20 protein-coding genes are annotated in these 17,398 nt (G+C 63.1%); 14 read left to right on the top strand and 6 right to left on the bottom strand.

Translation table 11 applies throughout. The annotated features are described in order from the left end of the window. Positions 1–9 precede the first annotated feature (9 nt). Both thiS and K3179_RS05385 read left to right on the top strand, forming a co-directional pair. Complete coding sequence (thiS, locus tag K3179_RS05380) at positions 10–981, top strand: sulfur carrier protein ThiS (protein WP_221562801.1); 972 nt, start codon at positions 10–12, stop codon at positions 979–981. 72 nt (positions 982–1,053) lie between these two features. After that, positions 1,054–1,581: a hypothetical protein gene (locus K3179_RS05385; protein WP_221562802.1), complete on the top strand. Its 528-nt coding sequence runs from the start codon at positions 1,054–1,056 to the stop codon at positions 1,579–1,581. 104 nt (positions 1,582–1,685) lie between these two features. Here the strand turns inward: K3179_RS05385 and K3179_RS05390 are convergent, their stop codons facing one another. The 3 genes from K3179_RS05390 to K3179_RS05400 all read right to left on the bottom strand — a co-directional run bounded on the left by K3179_RS05390 (position 1,686) and on the right by K3179_RS05400 (position 6,351). Then, entirely contained in the window at positions 1,686–3,488 is a 1,803-nt protein-coding gene (locus tag K3179_RS05390; RefSeq protein WP_425594732.1) for an AMP-dependent synthetase/ligase, read from the bottom strand. 110 nt (positions 3,489–3,598) lie between these two features. Beyond that, positions 3,599–5,311, bottom strand: coding sequence for a gamma-glutamyltransferase (gene ggt, locus K3179_RS05395; RefSeq protein WP_221562803.1), 1,713 nt, complete (start codon positions 5,309–5,311; stop codon positions 3,599–3,601). An 11-nt stretch (positions 5,312–5,322) separates the two neighbouring features. Then, positions 5,323–6,351, bottom strand: a complete 1,029-nt coding sequence (locus K3179_RS05400; protein WP_221562804.1) for a quinone-dependent dihydroorotate dehydrogenase — start codon at positions 6,349–6,351, stop codon at positions 5,323–5,325. Between the two features lie 350 nt (positions 6,352–6,701). Here K3179_RS05400 and K3179_RS05405 point away from each other — a divergent pair, with 350 nt between their 5' ends. From K3179_RS05405 to K3179_RS05460, 12 genes are all read left to right on the top strand, one after another. Then, positions 6,702–7,619 carry an AraC family transcriptional regulator gene (locus K3179_RS05405; RefSeq protein ID WP_221562805.1) on the top strand — a complete coding sequence of 306 codons (918 nt, stop codon included), beginning with the start codon at positions 6,702–6,704 and terminating at the stop codon, positions 7,617–7,619. A gap of 99 nt (positions 7,620–7,718) precedes the next feature. Further along, the gene (locus tag K3179_RS05410) at positions 7,719–8,129 is read left to right on the top strand and encodes an SUF system Fe-S cluster assembly regulator (RefSeq protein WP_090477000.1); all 411 of its coding nucleotides are present in this window, start codon (positions 7,719–7,721) and stop codon (positions 8,127–8,129) included. A gap of 8 nt (positions 8,130–8,137) precedes the next feature. Then, positions 8,138–9,622, top strand: a complete 1,485-nt coding sequence (gene sufB / locus K3179_RS05415; RefSeq protein WP_247712881.1) for a Fe-S cluster assembly protein SufB — start codon at positions 8,138–8,140, stop codon at positions 9,620–9,622. Beyond that, complete coding sequence (locus K3179_RS05420; RefSeq protein ID WP_221562807.1) at positions 9,622–9,990, top strand: hypothetical protein; 369 nt, start codon at positions 9,622–9,624, stop codon at positions 9,988–9,990. The genes sufB and K3179_RS05420 overlap by 1 nt, the downstream gene beginning before the upstream one ends. Before the next feature lie 3 nt (positions 9,991–9,993). Beyond that, on the top strand, positions 9,994–10,479 hold the full coding sequence (locus K3179_RS05425; protein WP_221562808.1) for an endonuclease domain-containing protein: 486 nt from the start codon (positions 9,994–9,996) through the stop codon (positions 10,477–10,479). After that, a complete protein-coding gene (locus K3179_RS05430; RefSeq protein WP_221562809.1) occupies positions 10,476–11,150 on the top strand; it encodes a hypothetical protein in 675 nt (224 codons plus the stop codon). The genes K3179_RS05425 and K3179_RS05430 overlap by 4 nt, the downstream gene beginning before the upstream one ends. A 22-nt stretch (positions 11,151–11,172) precedes the next feature. After that, positions 11,173–11,925, top strand: a complete 753-nt coding sequence (gene sufC / locus K3179_RS05435; RefSeq protein WP_221562810.1) for a Fe-S cluster assembly ATPase SufC — start codon at positions 11,173–11,175, stop codon at positions 11,923–11,925. Further along, a complete protein-coding gene (locus tag K3179_RS05440; RefSeq protein ID WP_221562811.1) occupies positions 11,922–12,692 on the top strand; it encodes a SufD family Fe-S cluster assembly protein in 771 nt (256 codons plus the stop codon). Before sufC ends, K3179_RS05440 begins: the two co-directional genes overlap by 4 nt. Further along, positions 12,689–13,906 carry an aminotransferase class V-fold PLP-dependent enzyme gene (locus tag K3179_RS05445; protein ID WP_221562812.1) on the top strand — a complete coding sequence of 406 codons (1,218 nt, stop codon included), beginning with the start codon at positions 12,689–12,691 and terminating at the stop codon, positions 13,904–13,906. Before K3179_RS05440 ends, K3179_RS05445 begins: the two co-directional genes overlap by 4 nt. Continuing rightward, complete coding sequence (locus K3179_RS05450; RefSeq protein WP_221562813.1) at positions 13,903–14,406, top strand: SUF system Fe-S cluster assembly protein; 504 nt, start codon at positions 13,903–13,905, stop codon at positions 14,404–14,406. The genes K3179_RS05445 and K3179_RS05450 overlap by 4 nt, the downstream gene beginning before the upstream one ends. Continuing rightward, entirely contained in the window at positions 14,406–14,891 is a 486-nt protein-coding gene (locus tag K3179_RS05455; protein ID WP_221562814.1) for a GNAT family N-acetyltransferase, read from the top strand. Before K3179_RS05450 ends, K3179_RS05455 begins: the two co-directional genes overlap by 1 nt. After that, positions 14,891–15,250 (top strand): HesB/IscA family protein, encoded by a 360-nt coding sequence (locus tag K3179_RS05460; RefSeq protein WP_100260052.1) that lies wholly within the window; start codon positions 14,891–14,893, stop codon positions 15,248–15,250. The genes K3179_RS05455 and K3179_RS05460 overlap by 1 nt, the downstream gene beginning before the upstream one ends. A gap of 24 nt (positions 15,251–15,274) precedes the next feature. Here the strand turns inward: K3179_RS05460 and K3179_RS05465 are convergent, their stop codons facing one another. Genes K3179_RS05465 through K3179_RS05475 form a run of 3 tightly spaced genes read right to left on the bottom strand, consistent with a single transcriptional unit; the run spans position 15,275 to position 17,364 of the window. Then, positions 15,275–16,204: a hypothetical protein gene (locus K3179_RS05465; RefSeq protein ID WP_221562815.1), complete on the bottom strand. Its 930-nt coding sequence runs from the start codon at positions 16,202–16,204 to the stop codon at positions 15,275–15,277. A gap of 58 nt (positions 16,205–16,262) precedes the next feature. Further along, a complete protein-coding gene (locus K3179_RS05470) occupies positions 16,263–16,688 on the bottom strand; it encodes a hypothetical protein (protein ID WP_221562816.1) in 426 nt (141 codons plus the stop codon). Then, positions 16,681–17,364 carry an EI24 domain-containing protein gene (locus K3179_RS05475; protein WP_221562817.1) on the bottom strand — a complete coding sequence of 228 codons (684 nt, stop codon included), beginning with the start codon at positions 17,362–17,364 and terminating at the stop codon, positions 16,681–16,683. The genes K3179_RS05470 and K3179_RS05475 overlap by 8 nt, the downstream gene beginning before the upstream one ends. Positions 17,365–17,398: the final 34 nt, after the last annotated feature.

Here is a 17,398-nt window from a genome sequence, read left to right on the forward strand (position 1 = left end):
GTCGGGCGCATGATTGCGCTGACTGTAAATGGCGAAACCCGCCGAACCGCTGCCTCGACCATCGCCGAACTCGTGCGTGAACTCGAACTCGACCCGGCCAAGGTCGCCGTCGAGCGCAATGGCGTTATCGCTCCGCGCAGCGAACTCGATTCGCATGCCATCGCGGAAGGGGACACGCTTGAGATCGTCCATTTCGTGGGCGGCGGGCAGGGCGACGACAGCTGGAGCGTTGCGGGCAGGACCTTCAAGAGCCGCCTCATCGTGGGCACGGGCAAGTACAAGGATTTCGAACAGAACGCGGCCGCCCTCGAAGCGAGCGGGGCGGAAATAGTCACCGTGGCCGTTCGGCGGGTCAACGTCAGCGATCCCAAGGCGCCCATGCTGACCGACTATATCGATCCGAAGAAAGTGACGTATCTGCCGAACACCGCGGGATGCTTCACTTCCGAAGACGCCATCCGCACCTTGCGGCTTGCGCGCGAGGCGGGCGGCTGGGACCTCGTCAAGCTGGAGGTGCTGGGCGAGGCGCGCACGCTGTATCCGAACATGCGCGAAACCCTCACCGCGACGGAAACGCTCGCCAAGGAAGGCTTTCTTCCGATGGTCTATTGCGTCGACGATCCCATTGCAGCCAAGCAGCTCGAGGATGCGGGCGCGGTAGCGGTCATGCCTCTCGGCGCACCCATCGGATCGGGCCTCGGCATCCAGAACCGCGTCACGATCCGGCTCATCAAGGAAGGGGCAAACGTCCCCGTGCTCGTCGACGCAGGTGTCGGAACGGCGAGCGATGCTGCGGTGGCCATGGAACTTGGGTGTGACGGCGTGCTGATGAATACCGCGATCGCCGAAGCGAAGGACCCGATCCGCATGGCCCGTGCGATGAAGCGGGCGGTCGAGGCCGGGCGCGATGCCTATCTCGCCGGGCGCATGGCGACGCGTAAATACGCTGATCCGTCGAGCCCGCTTGCAGGCCTTATCTGACGCTGCGCGGCGCGCTTACCGGACGTTAACCATATTCGCGGACACTCTGCCTGTAATAGGGGGGTGCCGATCATGGCCGTTGCAAATACCGCTTCGATGACCATCGCAGAGATGCGCGAGTTCGCCAGCTTCACTGCGGCGGAACAGCGATACATCCGGCGTAGCCTCGATATCGGCCTCGGCCGGTGCGATGCATTTCGTATCTGGGGGCGCAATGCGGGCGAGAACGCAGCCATCCGTAGCCAGTATGTGACCTATCAGGAGCTCAAGGCCCTGCGCGGTTCGATCCCGGTGGATTCGAGCCTCGACCGGATCGAAGGCTTCGTTGGCAAGCTGACCCGCGTTGCCGCCTTCGACCTGGCGCAGGAGCGGATCGACAGCTTCTCGGCCTTCCGGTTCCTTTACGAACGCCTGCTCGGTGCCGACGCACGGCCCTGGTTGCCGAGCGCCTTCTGCGCCGCAGCCGCCCTGCCGCAAATCAGGCCCGAACGGCGCAAGATGTTGCTGCAATCGCTCAGCGAAGCCGCCGCGACCGCACCCGGCTGGTCCGACCGCGCGCCGAGCTTCTATCCCGAATTTATCGAGGAAGCGGCGGCTTGATCGATGCCCGGCGCACTCGGCCCGATCGCGCTCGCGTGAGAGGCTGAGCTTTCAAACAACTGAGTGGTCGACTAGGGGCGGTTCCGCAAAGGGATCAGTGCCGCCTAACCCCGGTAAAGCCCGTCCAGTCGGTCGCCATAGCGTTCCCTGATCTTGTGGCGGCGGATTTTCATCGAGGGGGTCATTTCCTCGTTCTCGATGCTGAAGGCCTCGTCCGAAAAGGTGAACTGGCGGACTTTCTCGATGACCGAGAGATCCTTGTTTACGCGGTCGACCGCCTTGCGCACCGCGCTGCGAAATTCGGGATCGTCCTGCAACGCCTTGAGATCGAATTTCTTGCCGTTGGCGCGCGCCCACTCGACCGCCCATTCTGCGTCGGGCACCAGCAGTCCGACGATATAAGGGCGCTTGTCGCCCGCCACCATGGCCTGCCCGATTTCCGGCTGCAGCGTCAGCATGCCTTCGATCTTCTGGGGCGCGACATTGTCGCCCTTGTCGTTGACGATCATGTCCTTCTTGCGATCGGTGATCACGATGCGGTCTTTCTCGTCCAGATGGCCGATATCGCCCGTGTGCAGCCAGCCGTCCTTGATCGTGCGATCTGTTTCGGACTCGTTCTGCCAATAGCCGTGCATGACGAGCTCGCCCCGGCACAGGATTTCGCCGTCTTCGGCGATCTTAACATCGACCCCGCGCATGGCCGGACCGACGGAATGCATCGCAATACCGATCTTGGGGCGATTGCAAGCGATAACGGGACCGGCTTCTGTCTGGCCATAGCCTTGCAGCATGGTCAGGCCCATCGAATCGAAGAAGATGCCGACTTCGGGATTGAGCGGTGCACCGCCAGAGACCATCGCCTTCATTCGGCCGCCGAAGCGCTGGCGGATCTTCGGCTTCAACAGCCGCCCAACCATCGCATCCTTGAACCCGTCGCCGAACTGGCGCTTTCCTTCCGCCCGCCGTGCGCCGACTTCGAGCGCGGTGTTCATCAGCTTTTCTGCAAGCCCGCCCTGCTTCTGGACCTGCTTCATGATCCGCGTGCGCAGCACTTCGAACAGGCGCGGCACGACGACCATGATGGTGGGGCGGGTTTCCTCGATATTGCTGGCGAGCTTTTCCAGCCCTTCGGAATAGAAGATTTGCGCGCCGACGCTGATCGGCAGGAACTGGCCGCCCGTGTGCTCATAGGCGTGGGACAGCGGGAGGAAGGAGAGGAAGCGTTCCTCATCGCCGAGCCCGAAATCCTCGATCAGGATTTCCGCTGCGCCGGCGGAATTGCACAGGATAGCGCCATGATGCTGCTTTACACCGCGCGGTGCCCCGCCGGTGCCGCTGGTGTAGATGATACAGGCCGTATCGCCGCGTCCGATATCGGCAATGCGTTTCTCGACCGCAGCACGGGCGGCGACGGCATCGCCTTCGATCAGCGCGGACCAGTCGTGGTAGGTGAAACTGCCCGACTGCTGGCGATGCAGGTCCTCGATACCGATGACGTGTTCGGCAATGCCGGTCGATTGCAGCGCGCCGTGGAGCGGCTTGAGCAGCTTTTCGGTCGAGACGATGACGGCGCGCGAGCCCGAATTGTCGAGGATATGCGCGTGGTCCCGCTCGGTATTGGTGACGTAGGCAGGCACGGTGACGCAGCCTGCGGCCATGATCGCGAGATCGGCGATGCACCATTCCGGGCGATTTTCGGAAACGAGACACACTCGGTCGCCGTCCTTGAGGCCGAGTCCGCGCAAGGCTTCCGCAAGCAGGCAAACGCGGTTTGCCGCTTCGCCCCAGGTCATCGTCTGCCAGCTGCCGTCCTCTTTCCAGCCGAGGAACGGCTGGTCGGATTTGGCGTCGGCGCGCTTCAGGAAAAGTTCGACCAGATTGTTCGCGGAATCGATATCCGACAGCACAGGCAGGCTCCTCGAAAAACGTATTTTCTGTTCTGTTCTGATGCGGCAAATCCGCACGGCAGGGGCTTAGGCTCACGCCGCCGCCACGGCAAGAGAGGCGGGCCCGGCCCTCAGGGCATGTCGACAAAACCTTCGAGGCGCGGATCGCGTGCGCTGTGCCATTCCCCCGCCCGGTAGAGCAGTGCCCCGGCCTTGATCGGCGCCTGCCGCATGACAAGTTCTTCATGACCCAGCGCGCGGAACGCATCGGCTTTGGTTTCCAGCCAGGTGCCTTTTTCCAGCATTACGCGGTCGCCGAATGCCATCAGGAAGGGCAGGCGCAGCGCGTCTTCCACGGACAACCCGAAATCGATGGCGCCGATAATGGCGCGTGCGGTTGTCACGGGAATCGTGCTGCCGCCGGCAGCGCCGACGGCCATGAACGGGCGCCCTTGCGGATCGTAAATCACGGTCGGCGACATGGAGGACCGGGGGCGCTTCCCGCCCTCGACCCGGTTCGCCACCTCGCGACCGTCGACCACGGGCGAACGGCTGAAATCGGTCAGTTCGTTGTTGAGATAGAACCCGTCAACCATCAGCCCCGAACCGAAAGCGCCTTCAATGGTGGAGGTGTAGCTGACCATCGTGTTCGTGCTGTCGACCACGGCGAAGTGCGAAGTGCCGTGCTCTTCCGGCTCGTCGCCATCGGCAAGCGCTGTCATCGCGCCGGGAGGCGTGCCGGGCAGAGCCTCCTCCATCGATCTTTCCGGCGAGATCAGCGCGCTCCTGCCGGCAAGGTATTTCCGGTCGAGCAGGCCGTCGACCGGCACACTCACGAAGTCGGCATCGGCGAGATAGATCTCGCGATCAGCGTAGGCGAGCCGCTGGGATTCGAGGAAGAGGTGCCAGGTCACGGGATTTTCCGCGCCGAGCGCAGCCAGGTCGAAGCGCTCGAGCTGCATTAGCATCTGCTGTACCGCCACCCCGCCCGATGTCGGCGGTCCCATCGAACAGACGCGGTAGGCTCTGTAGGTGCTGCAAACCGCCTCGCGCTCTTTCGCCTCGTAGCCCGCGATATCTTCATAGGTCATCGCGGCCGGCTTCGGCGTATCGGCAGCGACGGTGGTGGCGATCGCAAGCGCTCGCGGACCCGAATAGAATGCGTCGCGGCCACCGCTTGCGAGCGCTTCGAATGTCCTGGCGAGCGCCTCGTTTCTGACCAGTGTGCCTACCGGAAGCGGCTCGCCCGATGGGTCGTAGAAGAGGGCGCGCGCTTCGGCGCTGAAGGCTGCGCGGTCCTTGGAGCGGCCAAGCGCGTCATGCATGCGCGGATTGATCTGGAAACCTTCGCGGGCGAGTGCAATGGCCGGGTCGAACAGCGTCGCCCAGTCCAGCCTGCCATGCGCGGCATGGGCCTTGGCGGCGAGTGCGATGTTGCCCGGCACGCCCACGCTCAAACCGCTGCGGACCGATTGCATGAACGGAGGGACTTCTCCGTTCGCGTCAAGGAACCAGTCGGGCTGCGCGGCGGCGGGAGCGGTTTCGCGCCCGTCGAATGTCGTTACATCGCCGTCGGGTTCACCGCGGACGAGGAAGCCGCCGCCGCCGATGCCCGAACTTTGCGGCTCGACCACCGTGAGGGCCAGCATGACCGCAATCGCGGCATCCGTTGCGCTGCCACCCTTGGCAAGTATCGCTTCGCCCGCCTCCTGCGCGCGGGGATCGGCGGCGCTGACCGCTCCCCCGCGTGTGTAATCGGCCGAATCGGCGGAGATCGGCGCCGTGTAGGTTGCGCAGCCTGCGAGCGAGAACGACGCGAGCGAAGTGATGAAGAGCTTTTTCATGACCCGCAACGCTATGCGGTTCCGACGGCCTCTGCAATCGAGGAAAAGCCGTCTCGTTTCATCAGTCGTTCCAGCCCGCGGGTGATTTTCCGGGGCAGGCCGGGACCCTCGAACACCATGGCGCTGTAGAGTTGTACCAGGCTCGCGCCTGCACGAATGCGCGCCCAGGCATCTTCGGCGGTCGCAATCCCGCCGACCCCGACGAGCGGAATGGCCGCGCCGGTTGCCGACCTGAAATCGGACAGCCGCTGCTGGGCGAGATCGCGCAGGGGCGCGCCGGAGAGACCGCCTGCTTCGTCCGCATGGCGCGATGCGAGCGCGGGCCGGGTGATCGTGGTATTCGACACGATCAATGCACCCAGCCGCTTTTCGATGGCGATCCGGGCGATCGCATCGATGTCGGCAGGTTCGAGGTCCGGGGCAACCTTGAGGAAGACCGGGGGCCCGGCCTTTCCGCGCGCTTCCAGCACCGCATCGAGCAGTCTGGTCAGTGCGGCTTCGTCCTGCAGGGCCCTGAGGCCGGGCGTGTTGGGGCTGGAAATATTGACTGCGAGATAGCTCGCCAGCGGGGCCATCATGCGGGTCATCTCGGCGTAATCGGCGACGCGGTCTTCGCTGTCCTTGTTCGCTCCGATGTTGATCCCGACGATACCGCTGCGACCGGCACGGGCCTCGAGACGCCGCTTCGCTACTGCGCCGCCCCCGTTGTTGAAGCCCATGCGATTGATGACCGCGCGATCTTCCACCAGCCGGAACAGGCGGGGACTGGGGTTTCCGGATTGCGGGCGCGGTGTGATCGATCCTACCTCGGCAAAACCGAAGCCCAGCCCGAGAAGCTGGTCGGGAACCTCAGCGTCCTTGTCGAAACCCGCCGCCATGCCGAGAGGGTTGGGAAACTCCAGCCCGGCCACTGTCACCGCAAGCTTGCCGGAGCGAACCGGCTTTCCGCGCGGCATGGCCTTCAGTCCGGCGATCGTCAGGCGGTGGGCGCGCTCCGGGTCGAGCGCGAAGAGGGCGGGGCGTGCGAGGTGGAACAACATCGCGAGGCGCTATGGCCGAGCGGAAATCGGCTGTCGAGCAAGCGCTTCAAGTCATTGTAAAAATCCGCCAAAATCAACGGTAAGCGACGGTGTGTCGCATGCATACAATCAAAGTTTGGCCGACTCGTTCTATTCAGCACCTGCGACCCGAAGGGCTCGGAGCAGCTTTGCAACGAGTTCTCTACTATAGAGGGCGGCTCTCAACGGGCCGCCCTTTTTTTGTCGAACAGGGTTTCCGTTCTTCTTCGATCTTGTCACATTCCAGACATAAACATAGGACAATTGCCTGGTGCGCTGCGTATCGCTAGGTACTGCGCACGCCTGAGAGATCGGGTCGCGGGGGACAAAGGTTGGAAAATCCGAACGGGGCAGAGGGCCTTCCTTACAGCTTTGAATTCGTCGAAGCGCCAGCGGACCTGAAGCCTTACTGCAATTCGCTGTATGTCTTCCGGGCGCAAGCTCCCGGTTTCCAGGACTGGCTGCCTGCCTATTCCGGACAGCTCGCCGTGGTGCCCCAGGGCACGGCGGATATCTTCTTCGAGAAGGGCAAGGCTTCGCGGACCGGAGATGTCGTGATGCAGGGCGCACTGCTGAAAGCGCGCGAATTCCATATTCACGGCCCCATGCTGATGCTGGGCTTCTCGCTCAATTTTCGCGGCTGGGCTGCACTGACGGGCCTGCCCGTGAACGAGTACCACGATTGCTTCGTGCCGATCGAAAAGGCCTTCGCGCCAGAGCTGCAAGACCGTCTGACGGCGCTGCCACTTGCAATGCGCAAAGGCGAAATGGACGAGAAGGCGGGGCTGGACGAGCTTGCCGATATCGTGCGCTGCGGCCTCGGCGAATTGTCAGAGCGCCATGTCCAGGTGATCGACACGACGCTCCAGTGGCTGTCCTCTTCCTTCAAGCCGGATATCGAGGAATTGCAGGACAAGCTGCCCTATTCGGAACGGCAGATGCAGCGCCTCGTCACGCGTTTCTTCGGCCAGCCGCCCGTCCGCCTCATTCGCCGCTATCGTGCGGTTCGCGCCGCCACGATCCTGTCGCTTCCGCAGCTGGCCCCCGAACTCGAAGCGGAGATTCGCGATGCGTTTTACGACCAGGCGCACATGATCAAGGAAATCCGCGAGTTCACCGGGCGCACGCCGCGCCGGCTCGAAGTGAACAAGGAAACCCCGGTGCGCGATATGCTTGGCCCTGACGGATACTCCTCGGTCGATCTGTTCGGCGGCAGCCAGGATCGCCAGCTCGGCCGAACCCCCGGCTAGCCTGTAACTGCTAACGACTCGCAACAAGCGGAAATCCGTTGAAACCGCGGGTTTGCGCCCATACGTGGCTAATCGGAACAGATTCGTCCGATTTAGACCATGCGCCTTTCGAACCTTGCAGATTACGCTGTCGTCACGATGAGCCAAGCGGCCCGCCATTGCGGCGGGGGCAGGGTGAGTGCGTCCGAACTGGCAGCGGAAACCGGCCTTCCGGCACCCACTGTGCAGAAGCTGGTCAGCAAGCTCGTGGGCGCAGGCCTGCTCCGCTCGGTACGCGGCGCGGGCGGCGGTTTGCAGCTGGCCCGACCGGCTGCGGCGATCAGCCTTGCCGATATCGTCGAGGCCGTCGAAGGCCCCATCGCCCTTACCGCCTGTGTCGAGGGAACCGATTGTTCGGTCGATCATGAATGCCGGGTCAGGCCGCACTGGCCGCTGGTCAACGAAACATTGCGCAGGGCGCTGGCTGATATCAGCCTTGTGCAGCTGGCGCAGGAAAAGGAACTCGCGTGAGCGAAGACATGGACATCCAGGACCGCGCGGAAGTGGACAAGGATGCGCGTGAAGCTGCCGAAAAAGCGGCCGAGTACGAGCATGGCTGGTCCTCCGACATCGAGACCGAATATGCCGAAAAGGGCCTGACCGAAGACACGGTCCGGTTTATCTCGGCCAAGAAGAACGAGCCGGAATGGATGCTCGACTGGCGGCTAAAGGCCTTCCGCCTGTGGCAGGAAATGGAAGAGCCGAACTGGGCGAAGCTGGGCTATCCGGAAATCGATTACCAAGACGCCTATTATTACGCCGCGCCCAAGAAGAAGGAAAAGCTCAAGTCGCTCGACGAGCTCGATCCTGAGATCAAGGCGGTCTACGACAAGCTCGGCATTCCCGTGGCAGAGCAGGAAGTGCTCGCCGGGGTCGAAGGGGCGCGCAAGGTCGCCGTCGATGCCGTGTTCGACAGCGTCAGCGTCGCGACCACTTTCCGCGAGGAATTGAAGAAGGCGGGCGTCATCTTCCTCTCGATCAGCGAGGCGATCCGGGAATATCCCGAACTGGTGAAGAAATGGCTCGGCAAGGTCGTGCCGCAGAAGGACAACTACTTCGCGACACTCAACTGCGCGGTCTTTTCGGACGGCACCTTCGTCTACGTGCCCGAAGGCGTGCGCTGCCCGATGGAGCTCAGCACCTATTTCCGCATCAATGCCGAGAATACCGGCCAGTTCGAACGCACGCTGATCGTTGCCGAGAAGGGCTCTTACGTCAGCTATCTCGAAGGCTGCACCGCGCCGATGCGCGATGAGAACCAGCTCCATGCCGCCGTGGTCGAACTGGTCGCCATGGAGGATGCCGAGATCAAGTATTCGACCGTCCAGAACTGGTATCCGGGCAATTCCGAAGGCGTCGGCGGGATCTATAATTTCGTGACCAAGCGCGGCCTGTGCCAGGGCGCGCGCTCCAAGATCAGCTGGACGCAGGTCGAAACCGGCAGCGCGGTAACGTGGAAATACCCTTCCTGCGTGCTCAACGGGGAAGACAGCGTGGGCGAGTTCTACTCGGTCGCGGTGACCAACAATTTCCAGCAGGCCGATACCGGCACCAAGATGATCCACAATGGCAAGGGCAGCCGTTCGACGATCATCTCCAAGGGTATTTCGGCGGGCAAGTCGAACAACACCTATCGCGGGCGTGTTGCCGTGGCGGCCAATGCCGACAACGTGCGCAATTTCACCCAGTGCGACAGCCTGTTGCTGGGCGACAAATGCGGCGCGCACACCGTGCCCTATATCGAGGTGAAGAACCCCTCGGCCACGATCGAACACGAAGCCACGACGTCCAAGATTTCGGACGACCAGCTGTTCTACGCCATGCAGCGCGGCCTGGACGAGGAAGAGGCCGTGGCGCTGATCGTCAACGGCTTCGCCAAGGACGTGCTGAAAGAGCTGCCGATGGAGTTCGCCGTCGAAGCGCAGAAACTGCTGGCGATTTCGCTCGAGGGGAGCGTCGGGTGATGATCCTTTCGGCAATCTTCGCAGCTGCGGCAATGCAACCTTCCCCTTCAATCGGAACGGAATTTCAGGGCGAATGGTCGACTACATTGAGTCAGTGCGGTGACCGAACCACGGGCACCGTCCTTATCGATTCCGACCGGCTGTATTTCTGGGAGTCGCAGTTCGCGCCAAGAGCACAGGGGGAGCAGACCGAAGCGAATGTGCTTCACGGTGTTTGGGATGACCTTGGCGAATTGTCTGAAACGACGATATCCTTGGCTCTTTCGAAAAACCAAACCCTCCATCTGAAAACCGAATGGTTCGAAGAAACGTATGTTCGTTGCGAAGGCTCGGACCTCTTGTCGCGATACCTTGAAGGGAAGGCCTGAGCCATGACCGAACGTAAAACCCTTCAACTCCCCGACCCGTCGGAAACGGCGGACGACACGCCTTCGATCAAGAAGAAAGGCCGCGGCTGGGAGATTTCCGAAAAGCGGCTCGATGCGCTGCACGAACAGGCGCGCGAGATGCGGCGGCACTCGTCCGAGGCGCACAAGGCGCTCGCCGAGAAGTTTGCCAGCGCCAACATGGGGCCCTTCACCTTCAAGCGCCACGCCGTCGTCGGCAGCGCAATCGTCGACTTCAACTGCCACAAGCTCGGCATGGCGATCGCCATCGACGAGGAAGGTCAGAACGACACGCTTGCCAAGCGCCGCGACAAGAGTCTCGAGGCGGTCGGCATCCGCGTGATGCGCATTGCCGCCAAGGACATCCTGGAAAACATGGATGCCGTGCTCGAACGCATCACGCTCGGCATGCGCCGCCGTATCGCCGACAAGCGCCAGCGCCGCGCCGATCACGAAGGAGCCAGCCGATGATCCTTGCTACCGCCGCCTCCCTCCTGCTTGTCGGGGCCCAAGCAGGCGAAACTGTCACGGCCGAGTATGCGGAGGATTCCGAGACCTGGGCACTCGAATATCCGAGCCTAATCGGCGCTTTCGTCGACGACTATTACAGCTGCCTCAAGAGCGGGAACTACATCGTCGGCGACGGCAGCGGATTTTCCGACCAGTATCGCGGCGATATCCAGCGCTGCGCGAAGCAGGCAGCCAAGCTGGAGCAGGGCGCTAACGACCGCTTGTCCGAGCGCGGACGTACCGATGAAGCCAGCCCCGAACAGGTCGCCGAAATCTTCGAGACAGTGCGCCGCATCCATGTCGCGCGGGGCGCCGATCTCGACGCCCTGATCGCCTCCGGCTTGTCAAATCATCGCCGGTATCGTGCGGAACAGGAAACGACGGTCGACACCGCCTGCGTGGCGCGCGTCACCGAGCTTCGCAACCAGCGCGAGGACTTCGCAGCCACACAGGGCCCGAAGCTGGAGCACATCCACGACAAGGACGAGTATAGCGCAGAAGATCGCCTCGCCCTGATGAATTATTCGACCGAGCTGCTGCGCCTGACGCGCATGATGCAGTTCGAGATGCGCCGCTGCCCGGGATCGGAAATCGCGGACAATACGGCGCAGGACCAGGTGCCCAATAGCTAAGCGGCACAAACAGGACATACCGATGCTGAAAATCGAAAACCTCACCGCCGAAATCGACGGCAAGACCATTCTCAACGGCCTCAGCCTGGAAGTGGCTGCGGGCGAAATCCATGCCATCATGGGCCCCAATGGCGCAGGCAAGTCCACGCTGTCCTACGTGCTCGGCGGCCGTCCGGGCTACGAAGTGACGGGCGGCTCGGTCACCTTCCGCGGCCAGGACCTGCTCGACATGGAACCGCACGAGCGTGCTGCGGCAGGGCTGTTTCTCGGCTTCCAGTACCCGGTCGAAATCCCCGGCGTGTCCAACGTCCAGTTCCTGCGCGAGGCGCTCAATGCGCAGCGCAAGGGCCGCGGTGAAGAACCGCTTTCGGGCGGCGAGTTCCTGAAGGTGGCGAAGGAAAAGGCAGCCCTGCTGAAGCTCGACATGGACATGCTCAAGCGCAACGTGAACGTCGGCTTTTCCGGCGGCGAAAAGAAGCGCGCCGAAATGGTCCAGATGGGCATCCTCGACCCCGCCTTCGCCGTGCTCGACGAAACCGACAGCGGTCTCGACATCGATGCGCTGCGCGTGGTGGGCGACGGCATCAATGCGATCATGCGCGACAGCGGCAAGGGTGTCCTGCTGATCACGCACTACCAGCGCCTGCTCGACGTGGTGAAGCCCGACAAGGTCTCGATCCTGAGCAAGGGCCGCATCGTCAAGACCGGCGGGCCGGACCTTGCGCTGCGCCTCGAGAACGAAGGCTATGACGCGGTGATGGCGGAGCCTGCATGACCCAGGACGTCGCCTTCCCCACCCGCAAGGACGAGGCCTGGCGCTATTCCGACACGGATACGCTGGCCGGCATGGACCTCGGTGCATTCGACCGTTGGCAGGACATCGATGTCCCCGCCGGCGAGACGGTGCGCGAAACGCTGGTTATCTCCGACGAGAATTCCGATCCCGACGGGGTCGAACTGCGCCGACTGCGGGTCAAGATCGGCAAGGGCGCGCGTTTCGAACTGTTCGGCGTCATCGCCGGTGCCCAGCTGGGCCGGGTCGAAGTTGTCTTGACCCTCGCCGAGGGGGCTCACTTCGAAATGGGCGGCATCACCGTGGGCGGCCGTTCGACCGTGCGCGAGTTCGTCACGCGGGTCGCTCATGAAGAGCCGAACGCAACCAGCAACCAGATCGTGCGCAGCGTCCACTGGGGCAAGGGCACGGGCAATTTCCTCGGCCGGATCGACGTGGTTCGCGACGCGCAGAAAACCGATGCCGCGCAAAGCTTCAAAGGCCTGCTGCTTGAAAAGGGCGCGAGCGTGAATGCCGTGCCGCAGCTGGAAATCTTCGCCGACGACGTGAAGTGCGAACACGGCGCCAGCGTCGGCCAGATGGACGAGAACGCGCGCTTCTACATGGCTGCGCGCGGGCTTTCGCCCGAAGCATCGCGGCGCCTGCTGGTGCAGGCATTCATCGGCGATGCGCTGGTGGAAGTGGACGACGAGGCCGAACAGGAACGCCTGCTGCGCATCGCGCTCGACAAGCTGGACAAGCACCTGTGAGCGACACGGCAACCCTCACGCGCAAGGTCGATTTCCCGGGTCTGCTGACGCCTGACGGCGCGCCCTGGCATTACCTCGACACGGCCGCCACGGCGCAGAAGCCGCAGGCGGTGATCGACGCCATGTCGCGCGCCATGGGCAAGGATTACGCGACGGTTCACCGCGGCGTCTATTCGCGCAGCGCGATGATGACGCAGGGCTATGAAGCCGCTCGCAGGCGCGTTGCGGATTTCATCGGCGCGCAGTCGGAAAACGAGATCGTGTTCGTGCGCGGCGCGACCGAGGCGATCAACCTCGTCGCCGCAAGCTGGGGCATGACCCGGCTGACCGAAGGCGACCGCATCGTGCTGTCGACGCTCGAACACCATTCCAACATCGTGCCCTGGCAGATGGTGGCCGAACGCACGGGCGCGCAGATCGACGTCTGCCCGCTGACCGAAGACGGCTGCATCGATCTCGGCGCGCTGGAGGCCATGATCGGCCCGCGCACCAAGCTGGTGGCATTGGCCCATGTCTCGAACGTCCTCGGCAGCGTGCTCGATGCGCGCAAGGCTGCGGACCTCGCCCATTCGGTGGGCGCGAAGATCCTGCTCGACGGGTGCCAGGCGGCACCGCGCATGACGCTCGACATGAAGGCGCTGGATTGCGACTTCTATGCCTTCTCGGGCCACAAGCTGTACGGGCCGACCGGTATCGGCGTCCTGTGGGCGCGTGAGGACATTCTCGACGCCATGCCCCCTTGGCAGGGTGGCGGTGCGATGATCGACAAGGTCTCGTTCGAAGGCACCACCTACGCCCCGCCGCCGCAGCGTTTCGAAGCGGGAACGCCGATGATCACCGAGGCGATCGCGCTGCATGCAGCAATCGACTATGTGGCCGCGCACGATCCCGACAAGCTTTACGAGCATGAGAACGGCCTTGCGCGTAAGCTGCGCGAGGAATTGCGCCGCACCAATGCCGTGACCCTGTTCGGACCCGAAGAAAGCGCGGGGATCGTCTCCTTCGCGCTCGAAGGGGTTCATCCGCACGATCTAGGCACCATATTGGATGAAGAGAACGTGGCGATCCGCGCAGGCCATCACTGCGCACAGCCCCTGATGGAGCATCTCGGCGTGCCTGCAACCGCACGCGCCAGCTTCGGCCTCTACAGCGACGAAAACGACATTGCCGCCCTCATGCGGGGCATCGAAAGGACCCGGAGGATCTTCGGATGAACAAACCGTCTGACGACAAGGATTTCATTGCCGCACCATCGCCGGCGGACACGGTAGTCGGAAAACCTCCGCGCGCGCGTGTGTCGGATGCGATCGACCCCGACGAGACAGCGGGAGAGAAGCTGGAGCGCAAGCGGGATTACCTCGAAGGCTTCCTGCAGAAGAAGCCGGAAGCCGAAAGCATTACGGGTACCGGCGGCAAGCTCCAGCAGGCGGTCGTCGATGCTCTGAAGGAAATCTACGATCCGGAAATCCCGGTGAACATCTACGACCTCGGCCTGATCTACGGCGTCGAGGTGTCGAACGAGGCCGATGTGATCGTCACCATGACGCTGACCACGCCGCATTGCCCGGTTGCCGAAACCATGCCGGGCGAAGTCGAATTGCGCGCCGCCAGCGTTCCCGGCGTGCGCGATGCGGAAGTAAACCTCGTCTGGGATCCGCCGTGGGGCCCCGACAAGATGACCGACGAGGCACGGCTCGAACTGGGCATGCTCTGATGGGCGAAATCACCACCCGGATTGCCGATTATGGCGACGAAAGCGATGCGAGCACGGTGGTCGAATTACTCGACTGCTACGCCCGCGATCCGATGGGTGGTGGCGAGCCGCTGGGCGACGAGGTTCGTGAAAGCCTCATTCCGGGCCTTGCGAAGACGCCCGGCGCCTTCTCGATCCTCGCCTTCGATGGCGATGATGCGGTAGGCCTCTCCAATTGCTTCACCGGCTATTCGACCTTCGCTGCAAAACCGCTGGTCAACATCCACGACATGGTGGTTCGCGATGGCCAGCGCGGCAAGGGCGTCGGCAAAGCGATGTTCGATGCCATCCATGCAAAGGCCCGCCGCATCGGCGCCTGCAAGGTGACGCTCGAAGTCCTCAGCGGCAACCACCCCGCCAAGGGGCTCTACACCGCCCAAGGCTATGGCGACTATGAACTGGACCCGGACAAGGGCCACGCGCTATTCTGGCAGAAGAGACTGTAATGACCGAGACAAGCACCCGCCCCGCCCCCAAGGCCGCCGTCAACCTGACGCCGCGTGCCGAGCAGCGCGTTGCCGATCTCATGGCCAAGGCTCCAGACGATGCCATCGGCGTGAAGCTTTCGACCCCGCGCCGCGGGTGTTCGGGCCTTGCCTATTCGGTCGACTACGTCACCGAAGAGGCCAAGTTCGACGAGAAGATCGAGACCCCCGGCGGCGTTTTTTACATCGACGGTGCCAGCGTGCTTTACCTCGTGGGCAGCACGATGGACTGGGTGGAGGACGATTTTTCCGCCGGTTTCGTATTCGACAACCCCAACGCCAAGGGCGCGTGCGGTTGCGGCGAGAGCTTCATGGTCTGAACCGGTCCACCCGGCTCCGCCGACTCACCCTTCCGCGAGGAAATCCAGCAGGGCCTGTTCGTAGTCGTCGACTTCGCCGTCGGCGTGGATCTTGCCGTCGAGCCAGGCCTGCTCGGTCGTGGTGACCTTCTCGGCTTCGACGATGCGATTTTCCATCGACGGGGCAGTGCCGCGCTTGCCGAAGACCTGTCCGAAGACATTGGGCGAAGCCTTGGCCATGCGACCGACGAACCGCCCGACGCTGCGCGAGGTATCGGCCATGAAAATGTCCAGTTCGGCAGCGCGTTCGCGGCTGATCTGGGCGTTGGGTAGGTGAAATCCCTGCAAATAGCTGGCGATACCCTGCACGAAGAGGCGTTTCCATTCTGGGTCGTTGTCGGCGTGGAGGGTGGCGTCCTTCAGGCGGAAAAGGAGGTCGGCTTCCGATCGACCCACCGCGCCCGGGCGTGCGCTGGAGGGGGCAAAGATCGCGCGGCGCAGGATTTGCGCTTCGGCGGCGGTGACATTGCCCTTCTCCATCTGGCCGCCGCGATGGGTCGGTCCGGTGCCGTTCAGGACGGCATCTTCGATGCGCTCGATCACCCAGTCCTTCAGGCTTTGGGGGACGTTCTTCGCGCGCTCGAAAATCTTCACGACCAGTTCGCATTCGGCCATCGAACCGAATTCGCCGTCATGGTCGATCCTGCTGACTAGCCAGTCTGCATTTTCCTGGCTGACATAGCCCTTTGGCTCGAGCTGCATGACCGCGAAAACGCTCAGCGCCTCGACGAAAAACTCGGTCCATTCGGGGCCGCGCTCGGTCAATTTGTCGTTGAGCGCGAAGATCGCGTCCGCCTCTGCCCTGGTGATGATACCATCGGGCCAGCATTCGCGGCGCAGCCGCAGAACTTCTTCGGGAGTGACCTTGCCGTCTGCCGCAGCCTGTTCGGCGATCTGGTCGAATTGCGTACTCATTGTTCCAAGTCCCCCTGAATGGACCCGATTTCCCTAGTATTACGCTGTTAATTTCATCTTACCGACGCAGCGCAGCGACGCAAGCTGCGCGGTCGACGTCAAGGGAATCGCTGGCCCTGCGCGCCGATACATAGGTCGCGCTGGGCTGCGCCCCGGGTGACAGCGGGTAGAGGTAGATATCGAGCACGCAGGCCGACCCGGTGAATTGCAGTTTCAGCGCGTCGCCCTCCTTCACCTCCAGCCGCGGCGGGCCGAAGATATTGGCGAGCGCGGTCGCATTCTTGCCGATTACACCCTCGAGGCCGGGGACATTCATGACCCGCGGGGCGATGAAGCCTCCAGAAGACGGGGCGACTTCGACCGGTTGCTGGGGCGGGGGCGTCGTGACCGGTGCGCGCGGCGGCGGGGCCGAAGGTGCGGGCGGGGCGCTGACGCAGGCGGAAAGCCCGGTGGCGACCAGCAGCAGCGGGGCGAGGTTACGCATCGGTGTGTCTCCCGCGATGGACCATATGGGTTGCGCTCGCCGCGCCGATTACCGGGGCGAGCAAATTGGCGAAGGGCACGAGTAGGATCGCCGCCACCGTGCCGCCGAGGAAGAACCTCTGCGCGGCCGAAATCGGCGCAATCTCCTGCGCATGTCCGCGATGACGCAGCCACACCATGTCCTGCAGTTCGCGGCCGAGCAGCCAGCCGTTGACGACCCAGAACAGGATTGCTGTCCCCACGCCGGTGACCAGCAGGATCAGGGCGAACGGTAAAACGGCAAGGTTCACCAGCAGCGCCCGGAGTGTCGATCGCATGCTATTTACCAGCTCCTGCCGAAACGGGAGATCGGCTACGCTTGCCGCATGGGGGTAATGACGCGCCTCCACAGCCCGCACGATCTCGTCGGCGAAGAACTGCAGGACGAACAGTGCCACGAAGCGAAACAGCAGCCAGCCGGCGACGACTGTAAGCAGGACGGCGGCAATGGCGCTGATCTCTGCACTAAGCTCTACACCATAGGCTAGAAGTGCTCTGTAAAGCGCCGTGAGGACTACAGAACCCAAGGCGAGGAAGATCAGGATCGTGACGGCCACGCTCTTTACCAGCACCTTGACGATGGCCGGATCGCCCAACTGGCCGAGTGACAGGGTAAGGGCGCGGGGAAGCGATATCATCTCCTGCCTGCGATTGCGCGGATGGGCGGCGCAA

This window comes from Qipengyuania intermedia, from assembly GCF_019711615.1.
In the GTDB taxonomy this organism is placed as follows: Bacteria; Pseudomonadota; Alphaproteobacteria; order Sphingomonadales; family Sphingomonadaceae; genus Qipengyuania; species Qipengyuania intermedia.

Coding starts and splice junctions, on each gene's coding strand:
- thiS (WP_221562801.1), top strand. CDS start 10: ATGATTGCGCTGACTGTAAATGGCGAAACCCGCCGAACCGCTGCCTCG.
- K3179_RS05385 (WP_221562802.1), top strand. CDS start 1,054: ATGGCCGTTGCAAATACCGCTTCGATGACCATCGCAGAGATGCGCGAG.
- ggt (WP_221562803.1), bottom strand. CDS start 5,311: ATGAAAAAGCTCTTCATCACTTCGCTCGCGTCGTTCTCGCTCGCAGGC.
- K3179_RS05400 (WP_221562804.1), bottom strand. CDS start 6,351: ATGTTGTTCCACCTCGCACGCCCCGCCCTCTTCGCGCTCGACCCGGAG.
- K3179_RS05410 (WP_090477000.1), top strand. CDS start 7,719: ATGCGCCTTTCGAACCTTGCAGATTACGCTGTCGTCACGATGAGCCAA.
- sufB (WP_247712881.1), top strand. CDS start 8,138: ATGGACATCCAGGACCGCGCGGAAGTGGACAAGGATGCGCGTGAAGCT.
- K3179_RS05420 (WP_221562807.1), top strand. CDS start 9,622: ATGATCCTTTCGGCAATCTTCGCAGCTGCGGCAATGCAACCTTCCCCT.
- K3179_RS05425 (WP_221562808.1), top strand. CDS start 9,994: ATGACCGAACGTAAAACCCTTCAACTCCCCGACCCGTCGGAAACGGCG.
- K3179_RS05430 (WP_221562809.1), top strand. CDS start 10,476: ATGATCCTTGCTACCGCCGCCTCCCTCCTGCTTGTCGGGGCCCAAGCA.
- sufC (WP_221562810.1), top strand. CDS start 11,173: ATGCTGAAAATCGAAAACCTCACCGCCGAAATCGACGGCAAGACCATT.
- K3179_RS05440 (WP_221562811.1), top strand. CDS start 11,922: ATGACCCAGGACGTCGCCTTCCCCACCCGCAAGGACGAGGCCTGGCGC.
- K3179_RS05450 (WP_221562813.1), top strand. CDS start 13,903: ATGAACAAACCGTCTGACGACAAGGATTTCATTGCCGCACCATCGCCG.
- K3179_RS05455 (WP_221562814.1), top strand. CDS start 14,406: ATGGGCGAAATCACCACCCGGATTGCCGATTATGGCGACGAAAGCGAT.
- K3179_RS05460 (WP_100260052.1), top strand. CDS start 14,891: ATGACCGAGACAAGCACCCGCCCCGCCCCCAAGGCCGCCGTCAACCTG.
- K3179_RS05465 (WP_221562815.1), bottom strand. CDS start 16,204: ATGAGTACGCAATTCGACCAGATCGCCGAACAGGCTGCGGCAGACGGC.
- K3179_RS05470 (WP_221562816.1), bottom strand. CDS start 16,688: ATGCGTAACCTCGCCCCGCTGCTGCTGGTCGCCACCGGGCTTTCCGCC.
- K3179_RS05475 (WP_221562817.1), bottom strand. CDS start 17,364: ATGATATCGCTTCCCCGCGCCCTTACCCTGTCACTCGGCCAGTTGGGC.